The sequence below is a fragment of the Longimonas sp. genome, from assembly GCF_046498435.1.
Classification (GTDB): Bacteria; Bacteroidota; Rhodothermia; order Rhodothermales; family Salinibacteraceae; genus Longimonas.
In genome coordinates, this window is the sequence record NZ_JAWOAR010000004.1 from 1 (window position 1) to 12,448 (window position 12,448).

A 12,448-nucleotide genomic window follows, 5' to 3' on the forward strand; every position below is an offset into this window, starting at 1 on the left:
TGGAAGTACGTAGCTCCTATTGGCATAATCTGTCGATGTGAGGTGGGGAGATGCCCCACAGATAAGAGCGCCATCTCATGCCCGAAAAAATCATGTCTCCTCTTGACACCGTCTCCACTATTGATTACGTTTCGGTAAACAATTGACAAAAGCGCTTCCAGTACGCCATTGAGCGGGGGGTGTTGGAGGCTCTGCTCGGGCTTTCATTACCGAGTAGTAATCAATCGAGATGCTTCCTCAATAGACAGCCAAGATTCGACTATGAGCAATGAATCTTCTCAGGTAACAGCGGCTTATTCCGGGCGCGACGACATGTATCCGCCGTCTGACGACTTTCGGGCGCGTGCCCATGTCGGGTCGGAGGCCGAATACGAGGCCATGTACCAGCGTTCTATCGACGATCCCGAGGGCTTCTGGGGCGAGCATGCCAGCCGTATCGACTGGTTCGAGCCGTACGACACCGTCAAAGATGCGTCGTACGAGCCGGGCAATGTCCACATTCAATGGTACAAAGGCGGAGTGACCAATGCCTGTTACAACGCCATCGACCGGCATGTAGAAAACGGCAAAGGGGATCAGACGGCGATCATCTTTGAGCCGAACGATCCCAATACCGATGAGCCGGAGCCCATCACCTACAGCGACCTGCAGGAGCGCGTGGCGACGTTCGCCAACATCCTGAAATCGCATGGCGTGGAGAAGGGCGACCGCGTAACCATCTACCTGCCCATGATTCCGGAGGCGGCCTATGCGATGCTGGCCTGTGCCCGCATTGGCGCGCCGCACTCGGTGGTCTTTGCCGGGTTCTCGCCCGATGCCCTCGCCGACCGCATCCAGGACTGCGAATCCCACTACCTGATTACCGCCGATGAGGGCAAGCGGGGCACGAAGCGCGTGCCCTTGAAAGACAATGCCGACAAGGCGCTTGAGCAGTGCCCCGACGTTTCCCACACGCTGGTCGTGCAAAACACCGGCGGCGATATTGACTGGGACGACGACCGCGACGTGTGGTATCACGAGGCGCTCGAAACCGTCGATGCCGACTGCCCCTGCGAGCCAATGGATGCGGAGGATCCGCTCTTCATTCTGTACACCTCGGGCTCAACGGGCAAACCCAAAGGCGTGCTGCACACCACGGCAGGCTACCTCGTGTACACCAGCATGACGCACGAATACGTCTTCGATTTGCACGACGACGATGTCTTCTGGTGCACCGCCGACGTAGGATGGATTACCGGGCACAGCTACATGGTGTACGGCCCGCTCATCAACGGCGGCACGCAAGTGTTCTTTGAGGGCACCCCCACCTATCCCGATGCCTCGCGCCTGTGGAATGTGGTCGACAAGCACGACGTGAGCATCTTCTACACCGCGCCAACGGCGATTCGCGCGCTCATGCGACAGGGCGAGGAGTTCGTCGAATCGACCGACCGCTCATCGCTGCGCGTGTTGGGCACCGTGGGCGAGCCGATCAATCCGGAGGCCTGGCGCTGGTACTACAACGTGATTGGGAATGGCGAATGCCCCATTGTGGATACATGGTGGCAGACTGAAACCGGCGGCATTATGCTGACTGGGCTGCCGGGCGCCGTTCCGCAGAAGCCAGGATCGGCCGCGAAGCCGTTCTTTGGTATCGAACCACAGGTGCTCGACGGGGCAGGCAACGAACTTGAAGGGGCCTGTGAAGGGCTTCTTGTCATCAATGACTCCTGGCCCGGGCAGATGCGCACGGTGTACCGCAACCATGAGCGGTTCCAGAACACGTACTTCTCGCAGTACGCAGGCAAGTACTACACCGGCGATGGCTGCCGCCGCGACGAAGACGGCTACTACTGGATTACGGGCCGTGTGGATGACGTGCTCAACGTGAGCGGCCACCGCATTGGCACCGCCGAACTCGAAAGCGCGCTCGTAGCGCACGACCGCGTTGCCGAAGCCGCCGTGGTGGGCTATCCGCACGAGGTGAAAGGCCAGGGCATCTATGCCTACGTCACGCTCATCAAGAACGAAGATCCGTCGGATGAACTGCGCGATGAGTTGGTGCAGTACGTGCGCGATCAGATTGGGCCGATTGCCACGCCCGATCACATCCAGTTCTCGGCCTCGCTGCCGAAGACGCGTTCGGGCAAGATCATGCGCCGCATCATCCGCAAAGTGGCCTCGCAAGAGTTCGACGACCTCGGCGATACCAGCACGCTGGCTGATCCTGAGGTGGTTGAGGAGCTCATCGAGAAGCGCAAAAGCGTGGACGTGAGCGGCGCGAGCTGACGGCCGTCGCTGTGTCGCTCAGGGGATGCGCAGGCGCACGTTCGATGCGATAATCTGCGCATCCTCCTGAACTTCTACCTTGCCCCCACAACCACCGAACGCCCAGCCTGGGGATGGAGCCCGTGGGCTGAGCGCTCGAAAAAAACCAACCATCGACGCCCTGGGGATGGAGCCCCATTACCGGCGTCAACAGAACGCAGAATGAATCCGAGGGCGCATGTGCGTAAAACAGCGCACGAACGCATGGAGGATAGATGGAGCTATCGCCCATGCCGAAGCGCACGCTCGGTTCGATTCTGCTGCATGTGATCGACTGACCTGATGACCTAATGCAACCATGCCATGGACCACACACACAGACCCCGAACGTCTGCTCTATGGAGCAGTTTCTGCGCGCTTCTGCTTCTTGCCAGTGGCTTAATACTTGTACCCTCGGAGGCACAGGCCCAGTCGTTTGACCTGAGCGGCTTTGTGAAGTCGGAGTACCTGTACGACTCGCGACAGGTGGTTTCAGCCCGCGAAGGCGAGTTCCACCTGTATCCAGCGCCCGATTCGGACGAGACCGATGTGAGTAATCTTGGCTCGTTCCAGTTCTTCTCGCGCTTGGGGCTGGGCATTGGCGACCTGCCTGATGTACTTGATGGGGAGGTGTCAGGTTACTTCGAGACCGATTTCTTCGGCGCGTCCGATGCCAACGTGAGTACGCTACGCCTGCGCCGCGCTTTTGCCAAGATCGCGTGGGACGACCGCGAGGTGCTGTTTGGCCAGGAGTGGTCGCCCCTCTTTACCGTGGCCTCGTTCCCGCGCACCATTGCCACCACCACCGGCGCTCCGTTTCAGCCGTTTGCGCGTCAACCCCAGATCCGCTTTACCTACAAGCCCGGCAGCTTTCACCTGATTGGCATTACCGCCTGGCAGCGCGATGCCTTCGCTGATATTGCGTTCGACGATGTGTCAGGCATCAAACAGCAGCAACAGTCGGGCCTTCCGGCGCTGCATGCCCACGCGCAGTACCACGGCGAAAATGTGATGTTGGGCGCTGGGGCCTACTTCAAAGCGCTACGCCCGATCATTACCGAAGACCGCTTTACCACGGGCGCCGGACAAGCCTACGCCACCATTACCTCCGATGCAGCTACCATCCGGGCCAAAGCCACCTACGGCGCCAGCCTGTCTGACCACCTGATGACGGGCGGTTACGTCTACAACGAGGTCGAGAACGACTTCTACCCGCTCGATCTCCTGTCAACGTGGATCGACATTGATGGCACCGGCACGCTGGCTCCGGGGTTATTTGCGGGCTACCTCACCAACGAAGGCAGCAGCGACGAGGTCGGCACGGCCAGCGCATTGACGCCGGCGGCACGCAGCGCCAACATCGATTACGTGTGGCGCGTGGCACCGCGGCTTTCGCTCAACTACGAGGCGCTGCGCTTTGCCTTTGAGTTGGAGGTGACCTCGGCCCGCTACGCCAGCAGTTTCGACGACAACTACGCTCCCAACCCTGCAGACGGCGACGACCCCGTTACCAATGTGCGGGGCAATTTTTCGGTGTTTCTCTCCTTCTGATGGGACGCGTTTCCATCTGTTATGCTGCTGCCAGACTCCGCAGCTACCGCGCTGCCTGATATCCCCCCTGATGTATCTCCTAATACACACCACCTTACCAACCCAACCGACTGACTGTCATGGCTGACTCTGCTCCTGAAATCGACCGCGAAACGTACTGGCGAACGCTTATGCAGCGTACGCTTATTCTGCTGGTCGTGTGGTTTATTACCGGCTTTGTGCTAAGTATCTTTTTAGCAGAAACGCTTAACTCCATTAACTTTGGCGGGATTCCTTTTGGGTTCTGGATGGCTCAACAAGGTAGCATCTTCGTCTTTGTGAGCCTGGTGCTCATCTACGCTATTGCTACCGGACAGCTGGATAAGCAGGCCGGTGTTGAAGAAGACGGGGACTCGGCCTCAACACCGGGTGCGTCCCACTAATCGATCATGCTGCCTCTGCTTTTCCTGCTAAATAGATAAATTTATACCTATGGGTATTCTTGGTTGGACTACATTCTGGGTCATTGCGACCTTCTCACTATACATTGGCATCGCCATCTGGAGCCGTGTGACGAGCACCAAAGGCTTTTACGTGGCTGGGCAGGGCGTGCCTACCGTAGCCAACGGCATGGCGGTTGGGGCCGACTGGATGAGCGCCGCCAGTTTCATCTCCATGGCGGGGCTGGTCTCGTTTATGGGATTCGACGGCTCGGTCTATCTCATGGGATGGACCGGCGGCTACGTGCTCCTGGCCATCTTACTGGCGCCGTTCCTGCGTAAGTTTGGCGAGTACACCGTGCCCGACTTCGTGGGCAAACGGTATTACTCGAACTATGCTCGCGTCATTGCCGCCATCGCTGCCATCTTCGTTTCGTTCACGTACGTAGCGGGGCAGATGCGCGGCGTCGGCGTCGTCTTTAGCCGGTTCCTGGGCGAGCTGGTCGAGCCACTGGCTGCCGGACTTGGGGTGGAGGTCATTACCATTGGCGTCGTTATCGGGATGGCCATCGTTGCCACGTACGCGGTGCTGGGTGGCATGAAAGGCATCACCTATACGCAGGTCGCGCAGTACTGCGTGCTCATTGTAGCGTACACCATTCCGGCCGTCGCTATCGGCTACTCGATGACCGGGAGCCCGATTCCGCACATTGCGATGGGCGAGGTCTTGCCTGCGCTCGACGGCTTGCAGCAAGAGCTGGGGCTCGATATGTACAGTGGGCCCTTTGCCAACTTATCGATGCTTAATGTCTTTGCCATCACCTTCGTGCTGATGGTGGGCACAGCGGGGCTCCCACACGTGATTGTGCGATTCTACACGGTAAAGACGGTGAAGAGCGCCCGCTGGTCGGCGTTGTGGGCCATCGTGTTCATCGCCATTCTGTACACCATTGCCCCGGCGGTAGCCATGTTCTCGCGCTACGAGATCTTGCAATCGTTCTCGGATCTTGGAGCCATGGGCATGCTCGAAAGTCCGCGCACCAGCTGGGTGCAAACCTGGGCAGCTACCGGACTCATCGAAACGGGACAGTGGAGCGAGGGGATGTCGGCCAACGCGCTGCTCAACACCATCGATCGCGACATCATTGTGCTGGCCACGCCCGAAATCGCGAACCTGTCGCCGTGGGTGGTGGGGCTGGTTGCTGCGGGTGGACTCGCGGCGGCGCTCTCCACAGCCTCGGGCCTCATGCTCGTCATTAGCTCCTCGCTTGCGCACGACGTGTACGGCGAGATCATCAACCCCGATGCTTCTGAGCAGAAGCGCCTTAAGGTGGGACGCGGTATCATTCTCGTGGCGATCATTGGAGCGGGTTTGCTTGGTATCTATCCGCTGGGCTTCGTGGCCGAGGTGGTTGCCTTTGCCTTTGGATTGGCCGCGGCCAGCTTCTTCCCCGTGCTTGTGCTTGGCATCTTCTGGAAGCGATGCAACAAAGAGGGCGCCATCGCGGGCATCGTAACGGGGCTCAGCTTCACGTTTATCATGATCATCCTGATGCGTGCCCACGTTGCCCTGGCCGAGTTTGGCGTGTCGGAGCCGGTCTTTGAGACCTTCTTAGGCATCAACGCACAGGGAATTGGACTCGTTGGCATGATTCTGAACTTCGTTGTGACATACGTCGTGACGATGTCAACGGCCCCGCCGCCGCAAGAGGTGCAAGATCTGGTCGAGCAGATTCGCTACCCGCGTACCCTCACGAAAGAGGAGCTCGGCGAAGCAACTTCTAACTAACGGGATACAACGTACCACACACAGGCGGCGCAAGGGGCAGGGAGCCTCTTGCGCCGTTTTTCGTGCAACCCAAGCGGTCTTCTGTCTGAATCTTGTTGCTTTATGTCCCAATCTCGTCTCGGATGCGGCACCCATCTGCTCATTGCGTTTGGGTTGTTTGTTGTTGCGGTAAGCGTCATTGCCTATCAGAACCGCGATACCGTGTCTATGATGTGGGCGAACGTAACGGCAATGAACGAAGGCATGAACCTGACCGAGGAGCTTCGCTATCCCGAAGATGTGCTCGACTACATCGAAGCGCACCCCGAAACGGTGTCGCTTGTGGCGTACACCATTGGGCAGGAAGACGACGGCATCGAGTTCGACACCGAGACTACGCGTCCGCTTGTAAACCTATCAAATGTCGCGGTGGTGGTCGCGTACGCCGAGGCCGTTGCGGAGGGGGCGTTGGATGCCTCGGCGCGCGTGCCTGTTGCCGAGGTAAGCCGCCGCGCCCTGCCCGGCGTGAATGAGCAGCCCCACGAGCGCACTCTCGACCGCTGGACCGAAGCCAACCGCATCGATGCCGACAGTACCATCGCGGTGTCCGATATCGCCGAGGCGGTAGCACAGCACAACGACGATGCGGCACTCGACTGGCTGATCGACCGGCTTGGCGCTGAGGCCATTCAGGCACAGACCGAGGCGTTGGGTTGGCCCTCTGCCGCAACGCCTGTACCGAAGAGCGGGCTCTATCTCGAATGGGCCGAAGTTGGGTCGGCCCTTCGCGACGGGGGCAGCGATTCCCTACCCACTATTGAGCAGACGGCCTTCCACGAGGCCGCAACGCGCTATGCGAGCGATTCTACCTATGCCCGTGAGATTCGAAAGACGTTCCGCACTCGCGGCACTAACCTGACGCTGCGCGACCAGCGCCGCATGGCACAAGAAACACTTCCTCGGGCCTCCGCAGCCAATATTGCACGCACCTTTGCCGATATGGCACAGGCTACGACCAATGAACCCATGGCGGCAACCTATGCGCTGCTCGACCGCTCGACCGGCATCGACACGCTGAGCACGGGCGTGCAGCGCGTAGCCTCGAAAGGAGGCGCCATGCCCGGCGTCATTAGCTTTGCTGGCGTTGCGCACTACGCCGACGAACGCCCGCCGCGCGTGGTGGTGCTCAGTATGGAAGAGATGCCACTCGCTGTGTTCTACCACGTGTTGCAGTCTGGGTTAGACCAGGGGTTGGCGCTTCGCTTACTGGGCGATGATGCCTTCTTTGAGGACGCACGCGAGCGCTTGGATGCCAGCACATCGGGCACGGAATCAGCACCATAATAATCAGCTCCTCATGCTTCGTTGTTGGGTCGAGGTATGGATAGATAATACCAAATCCGGCGAAGTCATTGCGGTGTCCAGCACCATCTCCACAAAATAAGTCATCCAGATCCTGAATCGAGTGCAAGACAGGCAAGGCCCCCCTGGTGCCGCTGATCCGGAGCCGAGCGAAGCGAGGGCCGAAGGTCATGCCTGTGGTACGCACGCAGTAACCCATGCCTGCGGTCTACAGCTCAATCCCCAGCGTTGCCCCCCACACCATAACAACGCATGCGGATTTGGCGCGCTGCACGCTTTGTGGCCATACTTGTGAGGCTGCTGCCCTGCTCTGGATCCCAGATCTCCGTTCGCAAGCTCACTGCGTCCGGGATGACGTTCGGGGGCTAAGCGCCTCCCCCACACCACAACCAGGCATGCGGATTTGGTATAAACGAGTAAGGGCGAACAACATCCATCCTTTCGTACATCCATACGTCCATCCTCACACGAGGCCGACTGACGAAGTAAATCCAGTGTGGTGCAAAAAAATGCAATGCCACAATGCTGCAACTGGATTTGGTATTACGGCGCCGTAAGCCGAACGCGAACAGACGGGTTCGACGAAGGCTGATGCGCTCGGTCGCGTGCATCGGGCGTGCTCGCCAGGCGATCGGCCAGCGTGCGCGACAGGTCGGTCGTGCGGTAGTACGGGGGCAGCGTGCCCGCGCGAAGCCAGTGCAGGTGATAGCCAGCAGCCGGTTGGCGGGTCTCTGGGTTGGGACCCGGAGCCAGCGTGCTAATGTGGCCACGCCCAGAGACCGACGCGGTGGGCGCATCGTGGGCCGCATTCGGATACACCGATGGCGGACGCCGCTCGGCATCGCCCCAGAGCGGAGCCCGAAACCGATGCGGCTGCACCGCTTCCCAGCGCCACTGCTGCACATCCGGCCCGTGCTGCTGTCGGAGACGGGTTACCGCGCGCTCAAACCCACGCCGATACCGCACCGATGCAAAGTAGGCGGTCGTATCCAGCTGAACCGGCGAGGCATGAAGCGCCTGCATTTCGTGCCACCATGCCTGAAAGACCGACGCGCCGACGCTCGACGGGGCAAACACACCATCCCAGTTCTGGATAAACGGCACCACGTTCGCATGCAACGAATCGGGGGGCGTCGTCTCATCCAGGGCACGCTGTAGGGGCGCTACCGCCTGCCGGGCCCACGTACTGGTGTCATCCACCGCCCAGGTATGAACCGAGCGCGCGTCTGAGGCATAGGCCGAAAATCGGTCGGCCCAGGCACGGCGCCATGGCGATGCACTCAGCACCACGCCCACCGAGTCGCCCTCTGCATCCACAACAGCATGCGTGGCACCGGTTGCTACAAGCGCCGTATCGCGTTGCAACACCAGCGGATCATGGTGCGGCAGCGACGCAGCTTCTGGAAAGCGACGGCGCTGGGCGGGCACCGCTTGCCAGTGCGGAAGCGCCAGCACCCACGTTGAGCGGGTCTGCGTCGTATCCGAAAGGGTCGTATCCGTGCGGATGCTGTCGACGGGTGATGAAGATATGTTGGGAGAATGAGCAGGCGGCGCCTCCGGACCCACAATGCGCCCGCGCCGCGTAAAAGCCGTATTTAAGAGCTGCTCGTGGCCGTCTTGTTGGCGAAGGCGCTCGGTTGCCCGGCGTATCGTATCGGGCGCGGCAAGGGATTGCCAGGACGCCTGCCCGCGGGGCAGCATCACCCGATTGGCAGTGCGCGTGTGGTGGGCAAGGGTCCAGCGCGTGCCGGGGACGGTCGTCATCCACGCGGTATCGCTAGCGGTGGTGTGCCATACGGGGGCTACAAACGGATCGGTCGTGGCCCCCCGAGGAGAGCGCGTCCCCAGGTAGGGGCGGCCTGAGGCCGTGCCATCGCGGTCATCGAGCGCCCATGCCATCGCACTCGACCAGCCGTGCAGGCCCAGCCAGGTGCGTAGCTCGTCATCTACGGCGCGCAAACTGTCTGCCGACTGATGCACCTCAGAGGCGGCAGAGTCAGGCAACGCGGGCAGGTCGGTAGCCATCCAGGTAAGCAGATGCTCCACCGCGAGCGTATGCCAGGGGGCCCAGGGCGCGGGCCGGATGTTGAGCGCAGCAAAAGGCGGCTGCTGGCGCACATACTCGGTGTCAAAGGCCGCGTTGACGCCCGAGGCATAGGCCGCGAGCCATTCGCGGTCGGCCCGGGGCAACTGGGCAATGTGCATCTGTGCGGCGCGTGCCCAGCCCATCTGGCGGGCATGGCGATCAAACGGAACGGCTGCATCCGAGAGCCAGCGAGAGAGGCGCCCGCGTGCGGTTTGGCGCCAGAGGACCATCGTCCAGGCGTGCCGCAGTCCGTGGGCCAGTCCCAGTGCGCGGGCGGCTTCGGCCTCTGCATCCGCCTGAATATGGATGAGCGGCGACTCGGGGTTCCAGGCAACGGTCGACGGGGCACTGCGTCCGCCTACCGCAATTTCGGAAGGCGGAGCCGTGGGGGGGGCCACCTGGCTCCACCACAGCAGCCCCACCACACCCAGAAAAGAGCCAATAAGCCCAGTAAGAACAGAACGATACACAGAAGAAGGGCAGTTGGACTGGTTAAGCGGCAGAGGCAACCGAGGTGCGCGTGTTCAGCCACGCGGTAACGGCCTCCAACGACTTCGCGTTCAGGCAGTGCTCGGCGGTGAGGCCGCCCTTACGCGCGGCGGCCACGCCCCAGCGCACATTGTCGAGTTCATCGGTCGCGTGGGCATCGGGATTGATGGAGATGAGCACGCCCTGCTCGATGGCATAGCGCACGTGCGTCCAGTCCAGGTCAAGGCGATACGGATTGGCATTTAGCTCCACCGCCACGTTGTGTTCGGCGCACGCGTCAATGACTGCCCGGTGGTCGATCGGATAGCCCTCGCGCACCAGCAGCAGGCGTCCGGTGGGATGCCCGAGTACAGTCGTGGCCGGATGCGACACCGCACGAATGACGCGCTCGGTGGCTTCAGCTTCGGTCATAGTGAACCCGGAGTGCACGCTGGCCACCACCAGGTCGAACGCGGCGAGCAAGTCGTCTTCGTAGTCGAGCGAGCCATCTTTCAGGATGTCGCTCTCGATGCCCTTGAAGATGCGAAAGCCTGTGTCCTGCTCCGCGTATTCAGCATTGAGCGCATCGATGGCCTCGAACTGAGCGCGGACCTCGTCGGGCGTGAGTCCGCTGGCTACGGTGAGCGATTGGCTGTGGTCGCAGATGCCGATGTACGAGAGGCCCCGCTCGCGGGCGGCCTCGGCCATGTCGCGCAGCGAGTGCGCGCCATCGCTGGCAGTGGTGTGGTTGTGGATGGTACCGCGCAGATCCTCGACCGTGATGAGCGACTCGGAGGTTGGAAGATCGTCGAGAGCGTCGGTCCACACCGCTTCGCGCAGTTCAGGGGGATGCGGAGGCGCGTCGGCCTCAGCAAAGAGGGTGTGCTCCTCGGCTACTTCGGGGGTGGTGCCGTAGGTATTGGTGAAGGCCTCGCGGTAGGCGGCGCTGCCCGTGTGATACCAGACGGCGGTGCCGAAAACGTCTCCCGATACGGTGTAGATAACCACCGGAAAGCCGTCGGGCAGTGCAGCATCGACCGTGTTGGTTACGTAGGGTGGATGCGCGTCGCGGGCGGCCTCGATCTCGTCGTATCCAGCCTCCGAGAGGGCTTCGACCACGTCAAAGGCATCCGCTGCAGTCACCAGCGTAAGCTGCTTGAGCGTAGGCACCTGCCGCCGAAACGCGCCCACAAGGGCCACCTGAGCGTTGGTTGATTCGGCCAGCACGTCGCGCAGCGCGTGGGCGGGAGCATAGACATCGGCGTAGCGCCGCTGCGCATCGTAGCGCCGCAGCTTGCGGAGGCTCTCCAGGATGTTGGACTCGGTTTTGGCGCCGAATCCGCTAATGGTCTGGATGCGGTGGGCTGTAGCGGCCTCCTCGAGGTCGTCGAGCGAGGTGATGTCGAGTTCGTCCCACAGGGTACGCACGCGCTTCGTGCCAAGCCCATTGATGCGGAGGACATCGAGCAGTCCGGGAGGCACGGCGTTAAGCAGGTCGTCGCGCAGGTCGAACGAGCCACGCGCAAAGAGGTCGCCGATCTGTGCTGCGAGCCCCTCGCCAATGCCATCGATGTCCTGCAGAGCCCCGTCGTCAACATACGCCTGGAGCGGCTCCTCCAGGTCGCGGATGGTACGAGCGGCTCCGCTGAAGGCACGGGCCCGAAACGGATTGCCGCCCGTCAGTTCAATGAGTTGAGCGGTTTCGTTGAGCACCGCGGCCACTTTCTTGTTGGTCATACGCAGAGCGTGCAGAGTCAAAAACAGAAACGGAAGGCAGACACGCTATCGAAGACGAAGGGCGGCACGGCATTGTTGCGTATTTGGGGATGCGCGCGACCTATTGCGGTGAAATGGGCATAACCACAAACGAGACAAACAGCTGCGCTGCCAGTCCCACAACGAGGAACGCAGGATCGCCCACCATTAGCAGGTAGACGCCGCCAAGTACGGCCATTGCCTCAGCCAGAGCCCATCCGACAACAGGGCTTGTCCCGGTGGAGCGCTGCTGAGCACGTAGAATCCAGATGCCAATGGCCAGGACCACAAAGAGGGCCGTAAGCGCCATGGGAGCATACGGAAAATCATTGAGCAGGGGGGGAGCAAGGCCGTCGCCTCCGGCAATTATCCAGGCGGCAGCCCCGAACAGGGTGGTGCCACTAATGAGGGCCAGCCGAATCACAGAGAGCGGTGCGTTAGGCATAAGCAGCAGCGTACGGGGTAAGCATTGAATTTGAGTATGGAACACTGGATGTCACGACGGGTGAAGATGTTGTATTCTTTCCTGGTTCTTTTGATCCCTTCAGTCTCGGGCACAGGGAAATAGCCAAAGAAATAAGACGAAGGGGCTTTGAGGTTTATCTGGCTGTAGATGAGTTCTCCTGGTCAAAACGAACTGAGGCTCATCAATTCAGGAGAAATATAATTAACATGAGTATTGCCAAGGAAGATGGGATATATTTGTTCCCGAAGGAAATTCCAATCAACCTGAAGTCAGACAGTGATATGATA

At 60.7% G+C, this 12,448-nt stretch carries 9 protein-coding genes; 6 read left to right on the forward strand and 3 right to left on the reverse strand.

Annotated elements, in window-relative coordinates; all coding sequences use genetic code 11:
* The first annotated feature begins 261 nt into the window (after positions 1-261).
* The 5 genes from acs to R6U20_RS00135 all read left to right on the forward strand — a co-directional run bounded on the left by acs (position 262) and on the right by R6U20_RS00135 (position 7,368).
* Positions 262-2,268: an acetate--CoA ligase gene (acs, locus tag R6U20_RS00115; RefSeq protein ID WP_410335832.1), complete on the forward strand. Its 2,007-nt coding sequence runs from the start codon at positions 262-264 to the stop codon at positions 2,266-2,268.
* Between the two features lie 342 nt (positions 2,269-2,610).
* Positions 2,611-3,837: a hypothetical protein gene (locus R6U20_RS00120; RefSeq protein ID WP_410335833.1), complete on the forward strand. Its 1,227-nt coding sequence runs from the start codon at positions 2,611-2,613 to the stop codon at positions 3,835-3,837.
* A 119-nt stretch (positions 3,838-3,956) separates the two neighbouring features.
* A complete protein-coding gene (locus tag R6U20_RS00125; protein ID WP_410335834.1) occupies positions 3,957-4,259 on the forward strand; it encodes a DUF4212 domain-containing protein in 303 nt (100 codons plus the stop codon).
* 49 nt (positions 4,260-4,308) lie between these two features.
* Positions 4,309-6,045 carry a sodium:solute symporter family protein gene (locus R6U20_RS00130; RefSeq protein WP_410335836.1) on the forward strand — a complete coding sequence of 579 codons (1,737 nt, stop codon included), beginning with the start codon at positions 4,309-4,311 and terminating at the stop codon, positions 6,043-6,045.
* 102 nt (positions 6,046-6,147) lie between these two features.
* Positions 6,148-7,368 carry a serine hydrolase gene (locus tag R6U20_RS00135; protein WP_410335838.1) on the forward strand — a complete coding sequence of 407 codons (1,221 nt, stop codon included), beginning with the start codon at positions 6,148-6,150 and terminating at the stop codon, positions 7,366-7,368.
* 561 nt (positions 7,369-7,929) lie between these two features.
* Here R6U20_RS00135 and R6U20_RS00140 read toward each other — a convergent pair.
* The 3 genes from R6U20_RS00140 to R6U20_RS00150 all read right to left on the reverse strand — a co-directional run bounded on the left by R6U20_RS00140 (position 7,930) and on the right by R6U20_RS00150 (position 12,140).
* The gene (locus R6U20_RS00140; RefSeq protein WP_410335839.1) at positions 7,930-9,942 is read right to left on the reverse strand and encodes a penicillin acylase family protein; all 2,013 of its coding nucleotides are present in this window, start codon (positions 9,940-9,942) and stop codon (positions 7,930-7,932) included.
* Positions 9,943-9,964: 22 nt separating this feature from the next.
* Positions 9,965-11,677, reverse strand: a complete 1,713-nt coding sequence (locus tag R6U20_RS00145) for a helix-hairpin-helix domain-containing protein (RefSeq protein ID WP_410335841.1) — start codon at positions 11,675-11,677, stop codon at positions 9,965-9,967.
* Between the two features lie 100 nt (positions 11,678-11,777).
* On the reverse strand, positions 11,778-12,140 hold the full coding sequence (locus R6U20_RS00150) for a hypothetical protein (protein ID WP_410335843.1): 363 nt from the start codon (positions 12,138-12,140) through the stop codon (positions 11,778-11,780).
* Between the two features lie 44 nt (positions 12,141-12,184).
* On the opposite strand from R6U20_RS00150, the gene R6U20_RS00155 reads away from it, so the two are divergent.
* Positions 12,185-12,448: adenylyltransferase/cytidyltransferase family protein (locus R6U20_RS00155; protein ID WP_410335845.1), on the forward strand; the 264-nt coding region annotated here is incomplete at its 3' end.

What these genes read in the sequence shown, in the direction of transcription:
- acs (WP_410335832.1), top strand. Translation starts at nt 262, where the DNA reads ATGAGCAATGAATCTTCTCAGGTAACAGCGGCTTATTCCGGGCGCGAC.
- R6U20_RS00120 (WP_410335833.1), top strand. Translation starts at nt 2,611, where the DNA reads ATGGACCACACACACAGACCCCGAACGTCTGCTCTATGGAGCAGTTTC.
- R6U20_RS00125 (WP_410335834.1), top strand. Translation starts at nt 3,957, where the DNA reads ATGGCTGACTCTGCTCCTGAAATCGACCGCGAAACGTACTGGCGAACG.
- R6U20_RS00130 (WP_410335836.1), top strand. Translation starts at nt 4,309, where the DNA reads ATGGGTATTCTTGGTTGGACTACATTCTGGGTCATTGCGACCTTCTCA.
- R6U20_RS00135 (WP_410335838.1), top strand. Translation starts at nt 6,148, where the DNA reads ATGTCCCAATCTCGTCTCGGATGCGGCACCCATCTGCTCATTGCGTTT.
- R6U20_RS00145 (WP_410335841.1), bottom strand. Translation starts at nt 11,677, where the DNA reads ATGACCAACAAGAAAGTGGCCGCGGTGCTCAACGAAACCGCTCAACTC.
- R6U20_RS00150 (WP_410335843.1), bottom strand. Translation starts at nt 12,140, where the DNA reads ATGCCTAACGCACCGCTCTCTGTGATTCGGCTGGCCCTCATTAGTGGC.